Annotated in this window: 10 protein-coding genes; 1 reads left to right on the top strand and 9 read right to left on the bottom strand. The window is 44.5% G+C overall.

Features of this window, described 5'->3' with window-relative positions:
• Nucleotides 1–41 precede the first annotated feature (41 nt).
• Nucleotides 42–1334 carry a glutamyl-tRNA reductase gene (locus QUB06_RS10380; protein WP_333083528.1) on the bottom strand — a complete coding sequence of 431 codons (1293 nt, stop codon included), beginning with the start codon at nt 1332–1334 and terminating at the stop codon, nt 42–44.
• A 152-nt stretch (nt 1335–1486) separates the two neighbouring features.
• The gene (glpX, locus tag QUB06_RS10375) at nt 1487–2524 is read right to left on the bottom strand and encodes a class II fructose-bisphosphatase (RefSeq protein WP_333287097.1); all 1038 of its coding nucleotides are present in this window, start codon (nt 2522–2524) and stop codon (nt 1487–1489) included.
• Between the two features lie 494 nt (nt 2525–3018).
• Here glpX and QUB06_RS10370 point away from each other — a divergent pair, with 494 nt between their 5' ends.
• The gene (locus tag QUB06_RS10370) at nt 3019–3636 is read left to right on the top strand and encodes a CP12 domain-containing protein (RefSeq protein WP_333143433.1); all 618 of its coding nucleotides are present in this window, start codon (nt 3019–3021) and stop codon (nt 3634–3636) included.
• Between the two features lie 120 nt (nt 3637–3756).
• Here QUB06_RS10370 and QUB06_RS10365 read toward each other — a convergent pair whose 3' ends face one another.
• From QUB06_RS10365 to QUB06_RS10335, 7 genes are all read right to left on the bottom strand, one after another.
• Complete coding sequence (locus tag QUB06_RS10365; protein ID WP_333435218.1) at nt 3757–4143, bottom strand: VOC family protein; 387 nt, start codon at nt 4141–4143, stop codon at nt 3757–3759.
• Between the two features lie 150 nt (nt 4144–4293).
• On the bottom strand, nt 4294–4965 hold the full coding sequence (locus tag QUB06_RS10360) for an SOS response-associated peptidase (RefSeq protein WP_333435217.1): 672 nt from the start codon (nt 4963–4965) through the stop codon (nt 4294–4296).
• Between the two features lie 489 nt (nt 4966–5454).
• Complete coding sequence (uvsE, locus tag QUB06_RS10355) at nt 5455–6399, bottom strand: UV DNA damage repair endonuclease UvsE (RefSeq protein WP_333435216.1); 945 nt, start codon at nt 6397–6399, stop codon at nt 5455–5457.
• A gap of 237 nt (nt 6400–6636) precedes the next feature.
• Complete coding sequence (locus QUB06_RS10350; protein WP_190661448.1) at nt 6637–6843, bottom strand: hypothetical protein; 207 nt, start codon at nt 6841–6843, stop codon at nt 6637–6639.
• A 118-nt stretch (nt 6844–6961) separates the two neighbouring features.
• Nucleotides 6962–12751, bottom strand: a complete 5790-nt coding sequence (locus QUB06_RS10345) for an AAA family ATPase (RefSeq protein WP_333435215.1) — start codon at nt 12749–12751, stop codon at nt 6962–6964.
• Nucleotides 12752–12781: 30 nt separating this feature from the next.
• Nucleotides 12782–13789 carry a sigma-70 family RNA polymerase sigma factor gene (locus tag QUB06_RS10340; protein ID WP_445251372.1) on the bottom strand — a complete coding sequence of 336 codons (1008 nt, stop codon included), beginning with the start codon at nt 13787–13789 and terminating at the stop codon, nt 12782–12784.
• Between the two features lie 539 nt (nt 13790–14328).
• Nucleotides 14329–17640 carry a helicase-related protein gene (locus QUB06_RS10335; RefSeq protein ID WP_333435214.1) on the bottom strand — a complete coding sequence of 1104 codons (3312 nt, stop codon included), beginning with the start codon at nt 17638–17640 and terminating at the stop codon, nt 14329–14331.
• Nucleotides 17641–17742: the final 102 nt, after the last annotated feature.

Below are 17742 nucleotides of genomic sequence, written 5' to 3'. Positions count from 1 at the left end.
GTCAACTGACTAATGACTAATGACCAATGACTAATGACAAACTAGCTGTACTGCTGATTGACATCCACATCCAAATTAAACAGTGTTTGCAAAGTTTGCATCGCTTGCCGCCGCGCCTCAATATCCTGCTGAGCGCGCAACTGTACCATCGGATCGTGCAAAATCTTATTCACAATCCCCCTGGTTAAAGATTCAATCACGTCTTGATGTTTCTCCGAAAATTCCGAACCCAGACGCGATAAAGCTTTTTCTAACTCTTGTTCCCGAATCAATTCTATTTTATCCCGCAAACAGCTAATAGTAGGAACTGTTTCCAGACTGCGCCACCAGAGATCGAAAGCCTCTACTTCCTGTTCCAGCAAGCCCTGAGCTTCCATTGCCATTTTGCGGCGGCTTTCGTGGTTTTGAGCTACCACTGCTTTCAAGTCGTCCACATTAAACGATCGCACATTAGCGAGTTCGTTCGCATCCGAGTCAATGTTGCGTGGCACAGAAATATCCACCAACATCAAAGGGCGATTCGGGTCTAAAACCGCTTCCAATTTAGCTTTATTTAACAGTGGCTCGGTAGCTGCGGTACTGGTAAAAACCAAGTCAGAACTGGCAATTATCTGCATCATTTCCGAGAGCTGATACAGGTGCAATTCAGCATCTTTAAACTGACCGGCCAACTCCAGGGCGCCCCGCACAGAGCGGTTAACGATCGAAATATGGCTAGCTCCTTTTGAGAGCAAATGCTGCACCAAAAGCCGCGACATTTTGCCAGCACCGATAATTGCAATTTTGCTGCTTGCTAAATGCTGACCCTTCATTTGAGCCAATTCTGCCGCCGCAGAACTAATCGAAACTGCACCGGTACCGATGCTAGTTTCCGTGCGAACTCGCTTCCCTGCTGTGAGAGCTTGCTTGAACAAGCGCTCTAAAATTCTGCCTACACCTTTGTACTGCTGGGCGAGTTTGTGAGTTTGTTTTACCTGAGCCAAAATTTGTCCTTCTCCGAGCACCAAACTGTCGAGGCCAGAAGCCACTCGCATCAAGTGCATCACCGCATCTTCGTGCAGCAAAATAAACAGGTGAGGGCGCAAAGACTGCAAAGGAACTTTACTGCATTCTGAAAGGAACTGAATAACCTCTCGCACTCCCGGCTCCGACTCGCTGGTAACAATATAAATCTCTAAGCGGTTGCAAGTGCTGAGGATGGCAACCTCTTGAATGTGCGGATAGCCGCGCAATTGGGCGATCGCCGCTTCAACTTTCTGTTCTGGAATGCTCAGTTTTTCGCGAACTTCTACCGGTGCTGTTTTGTGGCTGAGACCTACGACTGCAATATTCATATCTGTGATTTGTCACTATTTCTTTCTTAGTTGTTAACAGTCACCTGTTATTAGTTCTTAGTTTATCGCTAATTGCTAATCACCGGTGACTGTTAACAGTTAACTGTTAGTGGTTAACTGTTAACTGTTAACTGTTAACCACTAACTAATCACTAATTCAATTGCAAAGATTTCGGCTGGTCAAACATATGGATTGTATCCACAAACCGAGCAGTTTTCGACTGAGAAGAAATTACCAAACTTTCAGTGCGAGCGCCGCCGCCAAAGAAGCGAACTCCATTCATCAGCGTTCCGGGAGTAATCCCGCAAGCTGCAAACAGAACTGTTTCTCCAGATGCCAGCTCTTCAGCATTGTAAATCTTGTCTGGGTCTGTGATGCCCATGTCTTTCAGGCGGGCGATATTGCTCTCTTTGCTTTCACCGATCAAACCAGTTTTTACAACAGCCGGATCGTAAATTAACTGCCCTTGGAAGTGACCGCCCAAGCAGCGCATTGCTGCTGCGGAAATCACACCTTCGGGTGCTGCGCCAATACCCATAAGTGCGTGGATGTTGGAACCAGAAAACGCGCAAGAAATCGCTGCCGAAACGTCGCCGTCGCTGATCAGCCGAACTCTTGCACCCGCTTGCCGAATTTCATTAATTAAATCTTTGTGTCGGGGGCGATCCATGACCACCACCACCAAATCTTCAACACCGCGGCCGAGACAATCAGAGATAATTTTGAGGTTTTGAGTCGGCGTTTTGCGAATATCTACATGATTCTTAGCAGCCGCCGGAGCAGCCAATTTGTTCATGTAGAAATCCGGTGCCGCAAACAAACCACCTTTTTCAGAAATTGCCAAAACTGCCATCGAACCGTTTTGACCGTAAGCCACCAGGTTAGTACCTTCGCAGGGGTCAACAGCGATGTCAATTTCGATCAATTCATCTAGGTTGCAGACATCTTTGGCATCTTCGCGGGTACAAATACCTACTTGTTCCCCGATGTAAAGCATCGGTGCGTCATCGCGCTCGCCTTCGCCGATCACGATGCGGCCGCGCATATGAATTTTGTTCATGCGCTCCCGCATGGCTTCTACAGCCACTCTGTCAGCTTCATCTTTTTCGCCTTTGCCCATCAAGCGAGCGGAGGCGATGGCTGCCTGCTCAACTACTTCGATGATCTCTAAACCGATTACATTGTCCACGAACTAGATCCTCCCAACTGCTGATGCGTGCCTTGTGCTATTTTGCACTCCCAGCCATCAAGTTTATCAGAGGCGGGGATCTGTGCGAGCGCAAGCAGTTGGTTAGTTTGTGTTAACTTTTGCTTCTTTGAGACTGGGGCTGGAAAATCTGAGTCCCACAAGCTCAAAGATCCGATCGCCCCAATACTTCACTCTTGCTTGGAGGATCGCACGCTAGCCCCGTCTGAGTCCTAAATCGCGGACTCCAGAGGTTCCGGGGCAGCGAGGGGCTGTTTCAGGCAACTTGTCATCGCGAGTGCCGTTAAAGGTTTTATGATTAGTTTGCGATCGCACGATTTCTCAGAAACCTGGTTGCTGACCGGATTTATCCTTACTAAACCCAATATTTTCGTATAAACCGGGTTTCTGAGGGTAAGTCCTAATGATGATCGCAAATCAAATGGACAGCCCCAAATCGGGACGCAGTAGACTTTATCAGCGGGAAGGAATAAAAAATGATGATGAAAGCCCAAGACATTATGACCACAGATGTTGTTACCATTCGCGGTTCAGCAACGGTAGCTGAAGCGGTGGCGATGATGAACGATTTGTGTTTGCGCGCGTTGATTGTGGAACGTCGCCACGAACAAGATGCCTATGGCATTGTGACAGAAACGGATATTGTCTATAAAGTAGCAGCCTACGGAGTAGACCCGAAAAAAGTCCGCGTCTTCGAGATTATGACCAAACCTTGCATTACGGTCAATCCTGACTTGGGCGTGGAATACGTGGCGAGGTTGTTCGCCAATACCCGCATCCGCCGGGCGCCGGTGATTAAGGACGAGCTAGTGGGCATTATTTCGGTCACGGATATATTGACAAAAAGCGATTTTCTTGAGAAGCCGAAGAGTGTTTTATTTGAGGAACAAATCGAACAGGCGATCGCGGATGCCAGAACTATCTGTGCCGAAAAAGGCGCTACCTCTAGAGAGTGCGCGGTAGCGTGGGATATTGTAGAGGAAATGCAGGCTGAGGCTTCTCACCAGCGATCGATGAAGCTTGAAAAAACGGCTTTTGACGAGTATTGCGAGGAAAATCCCGAGGCTGCTGAAGCGCGGATGTACGATAGCTAATTTAGTTATTAGTCATTAGTCATTAGTTATTAGTTATCAACTCTTATTTAGGGATTGATAACTAATAGCTAACGATCGGAAATAGCTTTTTTTCTTCGATATTCACGAAAAACAAAAAGATTAAGTGTTTGGCCCAGGCATACAAAACACGTTCAGCTTGTTCCCCTCAAGATCCCGAAAATATCCCGCATAAAACCCCGGCAACACGCCTCGTGGTCCTGCGGCTCCTTCATCCTTAGCCCCAAGTGCGATCGCTTTGTTATAAACTAAGTTGACTTTTTCTGGACTGTCAACTTGAAGAGCTATCATTACTCCATTGCCAACAGTTGCTCTGTTACCATCAAAGGGTTTTGTAATAGCAAGTGCTGGTCGATCGGGAGAAACACTCCATGCGATAAATTGGTCGAATTCCATGAATCGTCGAGCGCCAATTTCAGCAAGCAAAGCATCATAAAATTTGGCTGCACTTTCAATATCGTTGGTACCGAGTGTAACGTATCCGATCATATTTTTTGTCTTCTAACTGATGTTAAGCTTAAAAAAATGTTTGAGCAAATAACAACTGAGTTAAACTGAGCCTTAGAAAACCCAAGCTACAGCTCAAACATCATTTTAGATCATAACTCAAACTATCTCGGTTTTGTCCGAGCCAATGATTTATTGCCGATCGCTAATACATTCGGGACTGTCTCTAGTGGGACTGTTGACGATCGCACTTACCGCCTTTGCTTTCATAGCTTCGGAAGCATAGGGCTTTAACATGGGCAAAACTTCCTGAGCATTTTTAACAGCAGGATCTAGCCACTGTTCCCAATCGCTGTCGGGGAGAATCACTGGCATTCGATCGTGCATTGGCTGCACTGTTTCGTTAGCATCCGTAGTAATTATACTGCAAGATACAATGTTTTCTTTTTCAGGAGATTCCCAATTTTCCCACAAACCTGCAAAAGCAAAAGGTTCGCCGTCTGCCTTTTGAAAATAGTAAGGCTGTTTGTTCTTTCCCTGCTGTTGCCATTCGTAGAAACCGTCAGCGACTATCAAACATCGCCTGTGCTTGATAGCGCTGCGAAAAGCAGGTTTTTCGGCTACTGTTTCCGATCGCGCATTGATCATCTTGCTGCCCATTTTCATGTCTTTTGCCCAACTTGGAATCAAACCCCAGCGCATAAATTGAAACTGTCGCTGCATTTGCTTTTGAGAAACTGTTACTGTCGCCACTGATTGAGTTGGGGCGATATTGTATCGCGGTTTAATGTCGGGAACTTCCGACAGTTTGAAGAATTCGGCGATGATTTGACCTGAAGTAGTTAAAGTGTATCGTCCGCACATAATTTATAGTTGGTATTAACGCGGTTTTTACCGATTCCGGCAGTTCGATAGTCTGGTAATCCGGCATCCGGGCAGAGGTTTAAACCCTTGGCTCAAAGCTAAAGTCGGTTAAAAGTGAGATATTGCAACATTCTCCATTACTTGTTTAGGAACAGGCATCTTGCCTGTTCCACAAGAGATGAATTTTATGGTGGAACAGGCATCTTACCTGTTCTTGACAATGGTGCAAGATGTCAGTTGAAACCGACGGTAAATATGATCTCAATATCTATCTATTTTAGTGCCCTTTTAGTGGACTTTAGCTATGAGATAGGGGTTAAAAACCCTCTCGCACTGTCGGACTAAACCGGGCGGGCGGGACACCCACCCCACAATAAAATTCATTCTTTGTGGAACAGGCATCTTGCCTGTTCTTTGGATTTACCGTTGGGTGGGGGCGGGTTTTCGAGATGATGGGTTTGAGGCAATTATTGTTAGTAAAATTTCCCCCTACGAGACAGTGCTAAGTTGTGGAACATTCGCACACAACCATTCGGCGCGCAACTTTTCAATAGCTAATTCTTTGAATTTAGCTTCTACTTCAATCCAAGGAGCCTGATAATAGCAATTAGGCATTTCTGTAATTAAATCACTGTGGCGAGGATCGGTAAAAAACTCTTTTCCATTCGATATGTGTACTAATTGCCATTCAGGAACAGACCAACTTGTGCGGGCTGCTGCGAGCATTTCGGCAACGCTGGGATCGTCGTAAGTTTCTAAATGTTCGTGAATGACGTGGTGGTGGGCGTCAAAAACCATTGGTACGCCGGTATCGAGACAAACTTCTAAAATTTCCGAGGAACTGTAAGCGTATTCGTCATTTTCAAAGGTTAAGCGCGATCGAATGGATTCGGGTAAATCGCGGATGACTGATTTGAGCTGCGAAGTGCGATCGCTCTTGCCGCCGTGAATGTTCATCAGCGCCCAGGGCGATCGGGGCTGTCCCAACATATCTAAAATTAAAGCATGAGTGGCGAGAATTTTAATGCTGTTTGCAACCACATCAGGCTTGTCGGAACTGAGCACCACAAATTGATCTGGGTGGAGTACCAAACGGATGCCCAAAGAGAGGGCGCGATCGCCGGTAATCCGCAATTCCTCAGTCATGGAGTGTAGCACTGCTTCCCCCAAATCTGTATCTGCAAAAGGGAACAGTGCAGAAGTCATGCGGTAGAGCTTAATCTGATTAGCTGCACAGAAGTCGATCGCTTTGTGAAGCCGTTTTAAGTTGTCTGTATAAAGCTCGCGCAATACTTTTTCTTGTTCAGCTTCCGAAAGCTGTAAAAGTCGCTTCCGCGTGACAGTGCGAAAGCGAACGGCATCGGATGTTGTAATGCAGACTAACCCCAATTCCGGCAATTTGTCTTTTTGAAATAGTTGGTTAATCTCGCTCATGTATCAATAATTCCTAACTTGAATTTTAGGTTAAATAGTTTTGTAGTAAGGACTTTAGTCCTTTGTTCTGAAGCTGTGAGGTACTACTGAACCTGCCCAAATAGTCCGCCGGAGATTCAAATCCCTGGCGGACTATGGGAACAGGTGCAAGATGTAATTAGTACAAACCTGATTTTGATCAAACATCTAATCAACCGCGTCGCAGATAGCATATCGATGACAATTTAATCGATATAACTATTGCTGTTCTTCGCCAGACTCAGCCTCTTCGTCGGGCCGCGCGGTGGCAACAGGATTTTCCATTGCTTCGTTATGGAACGGATAACCGGATGTTTCTTGATTTAGCGGGTCAGCGGGTTGGTCGGCAGGGGATGTTATTTGACCGTTAGTGTTGGTATTGGGTTTTGTGGAAGAGCCTTTATGGCTGGCGTGACCGCTACTCATCTTTTTTTCCTCAATTAGGCTTATGGAACAATTTCTAGCTTAGACTTAGCTGCTGCGGGCGATCGCCTATCTTAAGTCAGATATCTGCTTGAGTACATCGCACAGCAGAAAGTTTGTATTACTCTGCCATAGATTCGAGCAGACGACAAACTACAGGGTCAATCTGCCAGTAATCCTTACCGTCTTGCTTCTGATTTCCTAAATGCGAGACAAGACTGAGGAGCTCCGCCCATCTGAGAGTCTGCTTGACAATTTCAGGCGATACATCATCAAGAACCTCAATTAATTCCTCAACCGCTGCTGCTTCTCCCCATTGGGCCAAAGTTCTCATCACCAGTTTTATTTGAGGTTCGCAACAGTCAAAGCCCATTGAATTAATTAGTTTGTCAGAGTTATTAAATTGATTCTTCAGTTCAGCCAAGGAATCTTGCCAGCAATGCGGATTAGCTTGAGAAAATTGATAGAATTTTTGCAGCAGGTTTGGCCAATTCCCTGTAACTGCCGTAATCTTCTTTCTAACTTCTAGTTCGCTGGGTAAATTAACATCTTCCAACCAATGTCGCAGGGCGGCCTCGTGCCAAGGTTTGAGGCTGAAAAATCTCACTTCCTTAAAGGAATCAAAACCTGTCCAATTATGAATAACTAACTGCCAAGCCTTCTCAGGATATGCGACGAAAACAAGCTGAATAAACGACTTTTCTTTAGTGAATCTTTTGAGTTTCTTAAGTGTGTCATCAACCCAATCCTTACTCCAAAGGGTGGTGGCTGATACAACAACGAGCGTCGTGGTATCTTTCTTGCGACGGTTAATAATTTCTGTCAAACGCTGGCTGAAATCCGATCGATCAGAGAGATTTTCTAAATAGTGAATTTTGCAATCCTTCTTACTAGATGCTGCTTCCATCATAAAAACTCTCAAATCGTCAATTCCTGCCGCTTGGCAGCCAAATATAATAGAGACACCGTACTCCCGGCGCAGCAGCTCTGATTCCTGTTGAACAGTTAAAGGACTCCGCCGGGAATCAGCTTTATTTTTGACAAGAGGAGACCTAAAAGTAGCAGGTTCGTATTCAGGTGGAGCTTTGCGGGGTCTCAGAAGTTCTGCTTCAATTTCTGGCTGCGTACCCATAAGCAAGGCTAAATTAGAACTTCTCAGAGTGAAGTAACCTGCATCGGTTTCTCGTAAAACTCCTAATCCGACCATTTCTTCGAGTAAAGCAAGAATTTCATCTTCCGATGACCTTCCCGCGAATCCCTCAGACCACCAATACAAGACTTGTTCGCGAATCCAAGATAGAGAAAACCCATCCTCCATACCTGTTTCATTCTGCTGAGAACCATCAGCAATTGAGTAGGCAATTACTTCGTAGCGCAGATCGAGCCCCAGTGTCAACTTAAAGCGATCGCGAATATTATTGCGAAGGTCTTGACTTTGATAAGCTTCTTCTACATGGCGAGAAGCGATCGCGTAAGGCGGACTAATTTTAGGATCGAAAGTAGGGACATCTGGGTTAGTGATGTGCTTGAGTAACTGCTCGCAATAAAGTTGAATCAAGCTCGGATAATAGTTGGTCTGCCACAGAATGCGCGGAATTAAATCTTCCGGTTGAAAACGATAGCCAAGACTAGCCAGCGGGCGTTTAACCAAAGCTGTTGCCGCCCGCATTTCACCATTATTCAGCAGAGGTCCAATGCAGATCGGCTTGCCAAAGTGAGCCAGGGGATGGTTTGCTTGTCTAGTGGTTCTCAGAACGTTGTGCAATCCGGCAAAGACCACCTTAAAACGTCGGTTAGTTTCCGTCATTAATTTTCGGAACTCATCACAGCGCGGGAAATCCTCCTTACCATCGGCTTCCAGGAAATTATCTGCCTCATCCAACAACAGCAAAAAGCGTCGCTGATTGTCCGATTCCAGCCAACTTTTAATCCGCTGCAAGCTGCTTTCGCGGACGGAATTGCGCCGGTTGATACCGGGAATTTGCAATTTATCCAATTCTTCGTTTAGTAGATGCCAAATTTCATCTAACTGTTGCTGGCGCCCAATTTTTTTGATATCCAAAAATAGGGCGTTCCTTCCCGCGTCGGTTGCGTGAAAAGTCCGCTGTACATACTTAAGCAAAACCGTTTTACCTAACTGGCGGCCTCCATAAATTAAACAAGAACCTTCGGGATTGATTATAGATTCCCGTTCTCGTACTCGACCGTAAAACATTTCAGGCGGAACCTCTCCTGCTGCGGTTTTATACGGTTCTAGGAAAGTAAAGGGTAAGGTACAGTCAAACAATACAGGTAAGCGTGTTTTTTGTTCTCCGCAAAGGTAGAGCATCAGCACGTCATCTATAACAATGAAACTGCTCCGACGCTGCCGGCACAAATCAGCCAAATCTCGGCGTTTCTTTTCGGTCATTCGCCCAAAATGAAAGACGAAGATCGGCCCTCCAAGAGCAGTTTCTCCAACGGCATTGAGAAGATCCTGTTCGTTCGGTCTATCCCATACGCAAAGAATGCGGTAATGACCCTTTGCCGCTGAACCATAGGCAGACACAGGACAGCGATTTTGGTCAGATATCGGCTCAGAATTAACGTCAATCCAGGTATAGTTTCCTAATTTTTTGACGGTAACAGATTTGATGTTAAAACCGAGGTTGCTGAGAATTTGGTAAGCATCTTTCTCTGTGACTTGATTTCTGCCCTTGACTGCAAACCAAGCATCCAGCATTTCAGCGGCTTTTTTGGCTTGGGGCCCCTGCGGCATCTGGATTTTGGCGATACTTTTCCCTTTGCCAATGTCTGCAGTTAGATTTTGCTTTTTTTGTCGATCGCGATCGCACTCCTCAAGCACTTTTTCGATCGCAGCATACTTATGCTCGAAGAAGTCTTTAAAAGCATCTCTCTTTTCCTCTGGTTCAGGAAGCGATCGCCGCTCTTGCAGCATAGATATATATTCCTTAGCCGTCAGGATATCGCCTTGTTCCAATACACTGCAAATTCTGGTACGATCGGCATCTGCTATACCTGTTTGCTGAAGACTCTCTAATTCCTCGGATACTCGATCGATCTGTTCCTGGCGCTTGGCGCTAATTCCTTGACCGATCGCCCGAAGCAGCTCAATTTTTTCGGAAAACCGCCTGGTTGTTACCAGAGCATTTTTAATGCTTTCAATCTGTGCTGCATAAGCACTTCTATCTGTTTCTCTTAGTAAACCAAAAGCTACGGCACTTTCGAGCTGTTTGCTAGTAGTCTCGACCTGCTCCAGCAAAATTCCTTGACACTCTTTAATCCGATTATTTCGTAAGTCTTTTAGCTGAGCGAGGTCTATTTTTTGTTCGGGGCAGACTTCGAGGTATTCGATGATTTGCGCCGTAGCCTCGTGATTTCCCACAGTTGTTGAACTACAGACATAACTCTGCATATCGAAGGCTTTTTGCCAATCCCAAATGTCATTTTTGACTAACTCCAAAATTCCCTTTATACCCGCTTCAGGATTAGCAATATCCAGTTCCCAGGCATCGTCGATCGGGATAGACGGCATTCTTAACAGATCCGCGTGCAGGATATGTTTTAGGTAAGGTTCTGCGGTTGGCAATTCGGTATCTGGATCGAAGATATTGCCGATGTCTTCCACAGCTTTTCGGCAACAGGCAATACCAGCTAAAATAAACACTGGAGGTTTTGTTTCTTCAAAGGTATCCAATTCTTTGATAACAGTATTTTGAAGCTTCTCAATATCTTCTTTTAACTGTTTGGCTTCTTTCTGAAGATAATTGTCTCTGCGATCTAAGCGCGATTCCTGAATTTCAATCCAATTTCGCACCAAATCAACAGGTTCACGAACGCGATCGCGAAACTGAATCACGGCTTTCCCCATCATGGCGTCACTGCGACTGCGGCGAATTTTACGATCGGTCTTCTCAACTTCAGAGTCTATCTGGGATTCGTCAGACAATCGATTGACTTTCTGCTTGAGTGCTGAAAGTTTACTCAAATCGCTTTCAAGTACAGGAAATAGTAAAGAGTGAATCAGTTCGTCCGGCTTCAACCAATCCTGCCAAACCTTCTTCGCCGGCGGGTAAATCATATCTTTTTTCTGTGCTTGAGACCACCAAGTTTCGATTTTTAGATGCAGATCGTCTAAAGATTTTTGTATGTCAGCCTGGTCTTGAGCTTTCTTGATGGCTGTGATATCCAGCGCCCGCTGCCGATCGCCGTGTTTGGCGATAATTTGGCAATAATCGTACAGTTTTGCAAGTCCAGCTTTACCGAAATGAATCTGCTGGAGAAGGTGCTTCGCACCAGTATTTGGCGCTAGTAAAGACGGTCGCATTGCTGCTGCGGCTAAGAGCAAGCTTGCAGCTTGATTCCATTCACTTTTGTCTGGTAATGAATAGCTGGCGGTGTAACTGGTGAAGTCATCTTTAAGCAGATTTGCAAGTTTTCCATATCCTACGTCATAGCGCAGGTTTTGTCCTAGCAATACTGCTCGAATTAACTGCGGTGGCAGGTGCGGTTCAAAGTTGGAGTATTGTTTTTCAAAGCAGCGAGCTAAATGAAATGCAAGGCTGAGTTTTTGTTCAAAAATCAGCCGCCAAACTAAGTCGCGCAAAACTGCTGGGCGTTCTCGATCGGGGTCGTCCAAGATGGATTGAGCGATTTGTTGAGCGGTCTCATTGGGCGAGAAGCTGTAGAGAGACTGTTTTTCTTCTCTTTTTTTATTTCCCGGCTTGTCAACTTCTTTTCCTTGCTTATTTTCCGAATTTTGATGATTTATCTGAGTTGCGGTAGGCGCTTCTGTTGGTGGAATATCTGGGATATTTTCAGTGGTTGGCTGCGCGATCGCCTCCTCTGTCAATACCGAGTTCAACTCTGCTAATGCTGGTTGTTCGACAACAGGAACTGTTTCAGATTCCGGCTCATAAACTAAGCAAGTTTCGTCTAAGTTATTGTTAGTAGAAACCGCAGGCAAATCTGGTATTGTTTCCGACTGAATAATCAGTTTACCTCTGACTGCTGCCATCGCCAGAGTTCTTTCAAATGATTTTGCTACGGCATCCTGTAAAGAAGCTAAATGCTCGTCATCTGCTGCTTCCCATTCTGCAATTAGTGTTAGCAGTTTGCAGAATGGATGATTGCCGTCAGCCAAGAGTTGGGTGTCGGGATGCAAGTCAGACTCCTGGGATTCGGAGATCGCGCGTTGAAGTTCGCGGGCTTTGTCCTGACATTCCAGCAATGACGGAAAATTGCTCTCTACTCGATGGGCGATCGCTAAAATTCGTTCCAGAACCCTCAAAGCAGAGTCGCGGACAAGAGCGATCGCACTTTTTTGCTTCTCGGCAAAATCAACACGCTCAAGTACAGATTTGATATCCGCTAAAGAACCCATTTCCTCAACTTTCAGCGTTGTCGATACTGCCAAATATTCAGCCAGTTCTAGCACCTTGTCGCGAAGCTGAATAAAGTTTTCCCGGGAATCGTCAAGTTCTTGAATCAGCTTTTGAGATATAGGTATACCAGGGTCTAGCAACTTTCGACTCCCCTCTGACAGCCGTGCTTCCAGTTGGGAAAAAACATTTTCTAGTGCGGTGAGTTGTTTGAGTAAGTCTGCTGAATTGTGTTCCATCGGTTTAATCACTCCATTCAAGTCATTTTCTGTCAGTTCGGCAATGTGGAAATTATGCTCATTCAAATTTGCAGGATTCAGATTATTTTGACTTCCATCGGTTCTCGACAAGTAAGTCTGCTCCAATATAGTTTCTTCTATATTTGATTCTTCTATGAAGTTGTTAAAAGGAATTAATGGTTCGGTCATATTAGCTGTATCAACTATTTTATCCCCAACAGGCTCCTGTAAGAAAGTGTCGCACGGGCTGCGAGACAAGTTTTCTGGAATGTTGCACTGTCTGGGCTGCATCGGTTGGGCGATCGATCTTTTTGTCTGTGTTTAGTCAATTGCTGTCGGGCGAATATAATCTTTTAAAATGCTGTTACGGTTGGGATGGCGCAATCTTAGTAAAGCCTTATCCTGAATTTGCCGAATCCGCTCGCGGGTAAGATTAAATCTATTGCCGATTTCCTGTAGACTATTATCGCGGCCGTCATCCAAGCCAAATCGCATCCGTATAACCTCACATTCGCGGGAACTGAGGGTGTTTAAGACACTTTCTATGTCTCGCCGCTGGTTAATTTTAAAAATATAATCTTCTGGTGTTTCCCCATCGAATTCAATCAACTCTCCCAATGTAGAACCTTCCTCATTACCCATCCTAGTATCCAAGGAAATGATAGGTTTATCCGATTGAATAACCAAGCGCAATTTGGCCGTTGTCATTCCCAAACAATTGGCGATTTCTTCCATCTTGGGAATGCGACCAAATTCTTGAGAAAGCCGTTTAGTAGTTTTCTTAACCTCGGAAATTGTGCGCCACAAGTGAATCGGTAGCCGAATGGTGCGGGAATGGTTGCAAATTGCTCGCGTAATTTTTTGACGAATCCACCAAGTCGCGTAGGTGGAAAACCTGTTGCCTTTCCTGCAATCAAACTTTTCTACAGCCCTGATTAAACCCAGATTTCCCTCCTGAATCAAGTCTAACAAATCCAGCCCTCGATTTTGATATTTTTTAGCGATTGAGACTACCAGCCGCAAGTTAGACTCTACCATTTTGTCTTTAGCTTTTCGGCTATCCTCTAATTCTAACTCAGCAACTTTTCGAGCTAATTTAATCTCTTCGTCAGCTTTGAGCATGGGAAATCGACGGATTTCTTGTAGATAAACGCGAAGCGAATCTGGCGTTATACGGTCTTCTTTAAATTTGATGCTGTTAGAAATAGTTTTATGCCAAGCTTCATGAAATTCGTCAAAGTTGCTAAAGCCGTGATTTTTATGCAACTCTGCCAAGGAAAGATCGAAGAAAATTTTTAAATGCGAGTTTGTCGGACTGGCGAATGGGATATCTTTAATATGTTTGACTTTTCCTAATACATCTTTAGATTCATTGCCTTTTTCTGGGCGGCGGTTGATAATGGATAAAGTCAGAGTTTCTCGATGCTGGAATAGAATTATCGCGGGCTTGAGAAAGAGTTTATTAATCTCGTGAACAATGCCGTCAAGCTGTTCGCTAGTGTAGGTGCTACGCCGCAATTCTATTGCGAAAAACAAGTAGGAGGAAATGAAAAACGTATTTTCTCCCTTAGCTCTTGTCTCCAAGGATAATTTTAGCGGCTCATCACCCGCAATTTCATCCCAAGTGAGCTGAAATAAAAAATCAACAGTCAGCCATTCATTTAAGAGAGCTTTTTGCTGATTTAGCTGTTTATCACTATCAAACTTGGCAATAAAATTATCCGAACTCTTAGGATAAAACGGAATAGTTTTCTCACTGCGGTAGCCAAGAGCCAAAAACAAATTACGGGCGTTATCGGCTAGTTTTCCCTTGACAAAACTACTTAAAGCTTGATTAATAGATCCTTTGGCTTGTTGTTCGCTGACGCTCATTTAATCACCAGCCAGGTAATCAGTTCAAAATCAGTTGTTGCTTTAACCTGATGCGCTTGCTCAACCAACACAGCACTGCGGCTAGACTGCAGGTGGCCGATGAGCCGTTTGTTGTAAATACCTGCAATTGAATCAACCGCCTCCTCAAGCAAATCGTTATACAAACTCATATCAAATCCGTTATTAGTTTGTCGATCGAACAAGTTGCACAACTCTTCATAGGGAACAGTACACCCCGCGCACAGCAACTGATATATTTCAAGTATTTGTTTGGGTTGAGCAAAAGTTAATCCCACTTTCTTATTTTGTCGAACGTAAACTAAAAAGTATGGTTGCAGCGGGTTGACGGTTTTATTATCAAGACAATCGCCTTTTTGTTTGAGGCAAAAAATTACGCCCGGAGCAATTATCGGGTACTCCGAGTTAGTTGGAACTACTGCATAGAGTCCTAAAGGAGCATCTTGCAGTAGTTTGCGGTTGCTCTCAATGTATTTGGCTAGTTCCATTCGGAAATCATCGAGAGTGAATTCCGTTAGGGCTACACTCTCCGTGAAATCTTCGATATCCAGCACCTCTTCTTTCAATCTGAGCAACTGCTTGTCGCGGTATTTCAAATCACTCTCAATCAGTTCTTCAGTCTCCTTTGCCTCCAGCAGGTTATCTTCAAATGTACCAGCCATGTCCGCTAAAGCCATCCGTGCTTCTACTCGATTTTTCAGATTGATGTATCGATCCAAGTTCTCTGTGGGCCAAAAATTAATTAATTGTACCGTGTGGTTGGGGCTGCCAATGCGATCGCACCTACCGAACCGCTGGATAATTCGGACTGGGTTCCAGTGGATGTCGTAGTTAATCAGATAATCGCAATCTTGTAAATTTTGCCCTTCGGAAATACAATCTGTGGCAATTAATAAATCAATCTCGCCGTCTTGTCGCATAGATGGAATTTGGGCGCGTTTCTTGGCGAAAGGTGAAAAATTTGTCAGGATGTGATTGAACTCGTTTTTGCCAAAGGTAGTCTTATTTGCCGCCGATCCCCCAGTCACCAAAGCTAAGTTAATTTTCAATTCTACTGTTGCCCACTCCCGCAATCCTTCGTAGAGATAGACTGCCGTATCTGCAAAGGCAGTAAAAACTAAAACCTTGCGATTTGGTTGGCCATGCTTGTTAGTCGTAGGCTTCCTAACTTTCTTGGCGATCAGTTCTTTTAGCTCAGCCAGCTTGGCATCGCGTTCAACAGAAATATTTTGGGCTGAATTGTAAATTTTTTTAAGCTGTTCCTTGTCGTTTTTCAGGTCTTTTAACCAGGTTTCGACATCGAGGTGCGCCATTTCAAATATCAGCTTCTGACCTACTTGCATGGCATCTTGCAACTCTTCATCGTCCAAGTCTTCAATCATCCAATCGCTGAAAGTTACTGTCTGGTTAGGGTCGCGAGATTGCTGCAATTTCTGAAAATTTTTAATTTTTGTCTCTAGAGCTTCAGTTTTGTTAATCGTGCGCTCGATTGTCAGCGCAAAGGAACGGATGGAGCTTTCTAAGCGTTTCAGGAAATTGACTTTCATCATGCCGATCAAACAGCGTTCGCGATCGCTCTGTTTGAAATTTCGCACTCCTTTATTTTCATACACAGAACGGTATGGCGGCAGGACATATTTCGAAGGGTTGAATAGCGAGAGTTGATACTTAGAAATTTCGCTGTTAAGCTGTTCGTAGGACATGAACTCACCCTCTCGGTCAATCTCAGGAAATACCGAGATGGGTGTGAGCCGTTCTGGAAAGCCGCCTAATTGGGCGATCGCATCTTTATAGTATTTTTGAATGTGCTTGCGCGATCGTGCGATCGTCAATTGGTCAAGCAGTTTAAAAAAAGCAGAACTAAGTTCTTCCAGCAGTTCGCTAGTTTTGCGATCCCTACTTTTCTTGGCCCACTTGGTAAATTTCCCCTGAGCATCAGCTAGTGTATCGCGCAGACTGGCAATTCCCAGCGATTCCCCAAACGCAGCGTCGCCACCTTCTGTGATAAAATAAAGTTGATTCCGCAAATCCTTTAAATCATTGTTAACCGGAGTTGCTGATAAGAGTAGCACCTGAGTTTTGACACCGCTCTTGATAATGTCATCCATCAGCCTTTCGTAACGGCTCTTTCTAATTAGATTGCCAAATTCGTCCCGTTTGCTCTTGATGTTGTTGCGAAAATTGTGCGATTCGTCAATAACTACCAAGTCATAGTTACCCCAATTAATCGTTTCTAACTTAATGTCCCCAGACCAGCCGGAATCGCGACTCAAGTCGGTGTGAGATAGGACTGTATAGCTAAAGCGGTCTTTAACCAAAGGATTGAGATCGCTATTGTTCTGTGCTAGATATACAGTCCAATTCTCGCGGAGTTTTTTGGGACACAGAACCAAAACTTTTTCATTGCGAAGTTCAAAATATTTAATAACCGCTAGAGCTTCAAATGTTTTACCTAAACCAACACTGTCAGCAATAATACACCCGTTATATCGTCGGATTTTATTGAGGGCTGCCTTAACTCCGTCTTTTTGAAATTCAAATAGAGATTTCCAAATTTCTGTATCAAATAGGTGTAGCTGTTCACTGAGAATATCGCTTTTTTCTAGGTCATCTAGAAAAGTCTCGAAGATATGAAACAGAGTTTTGTAGTAGATAAACTCAGGAGTATTATTCTGGTAAAGTTGCTCTAGGTACAGCAGCACATCTTGTTTGACATCTTCGATGAGTTCGGCATCATTCCAGAGATCATCAAACCAGGCTTTAAGGTCGCGGGTATCGCGTTTACTATCTACTTCTAGATTGAGTTCAATATTGTTATATTTCGTACCTAATCCCAGTCCCCGCACGGTAAAATTAGAACTGCCCATAATAGCATTTTCAGTTCCGTTATGAGCAATGTGATACATTTTGCCGTGCAGTAAATTAGATTGCTTTACCGACCGTATCTGTACTTTTTTCTCAATCCATTCTGCACATTCTTTTGCAACCCGCTTTTGCTCCAACCGATTTTGTAGCTGCAAGCCCTCATCCTCAATTTGGAAAGCCTTTTTATCGGTTTTACTGGGGTCAAGGGACTTGATGAAGCGCGGTTCGCCAAACAGAAATTTCAAGCTTTTAATACTTAGAAGTTGTTCCTTCAAAGCATCAAAAGCATAAATTGTAAAGTAAGCAGAAACAATTGACAAGGTTGAGTTTTCCTCAACCTTGGCTTTCAAAAAATCGCCCACAGTGCCGCGGTGGCGGTTGTCTCTAATTGCCGACTTTGGGAGAGAAGAATCATGCTGTGACATAGCCTACCTTTATGCGGTTGTTGCACTTGTTGGCTATATTCTACATCTTCCACCATTCTCAAGAACAGGCTTCCCGGCTCGTTCTACAACACATACCGACAT

Origin of the sequence: Microcoleus sp. D2_18a_D3 (genome assembly GCF_036702455.1) — a bacterium.
Lineage (GTDB): Bacteria > Cyanobacteriota > Cyanobacteriia > Cyanobacteriales > Microcoleaceae > Microcoleus.
The sequence above is the reverse complement of the archived record's forward strand: the minus strand, read 5'-3'. Positions and strand labels throughout refer to the sequence as shown.

Excerpts from the sequence above, each read along its gene's own strand:
- QUB06_RS10380 (WP_333083528.1), bottom strand. The coding sequence starts at position 1,334 with ATGAATATTGCAGTCGTAGGTCTCAGCCACAAAACAGCACCGGTAGAA.
- QUB06_RS10370 (WP_333143433.1), top strand. The coding sequence starts at position 3,019 with ATGATGATGAAAGCCCAAGACATTATGACCACAGATGTTGTTACCATT.
- QUB06_RS10365 (WP_333435218.1), bottom strand. The coding sequence starts at position 4,143 with ATGATCGGATACGTTACACTCGGTACCAACGATATTGAAAGTGCAGCC.
- QUB06_RS10360 (WP_333435217.1), bottom strand. The coding sequence starts at position 4,965 with ATGTGCGGACGATACACTTTAACTACTTCAGGTCAAATCATCGCCGAA.
- uvsE (WP_333435216.1), bottom strand. The coding sequence starts at position 6,399 with ATGAGCGAGATTAACCAACTATTTCAAAAAGACAAATTGCCGGAATTG.
- QUB06_RS10350 (WP_190661448.1), bottom strand. The coding sequence starts at position 6,843 with ATGAGTAGCGGTCACGCCAGCCATAAAGGCTCTTCCACAAAACCCAAT.
- QUB06_RS10345 (WP_333435215.1), bottom strand. The coding sequence starts at position 12,751 with ATGCAGCCCAGACAGTGCAACATTCCAGAAAACTTGTCTCGCAGCCCG.
- QUB06_RS10335 (WP_333435214.1), bottom strand. The coding sequence starts at position 17,640 with ATGTCACAGCATGATTCTTCTCTCCCAAAGTCGGCAATTAGAGACAAC.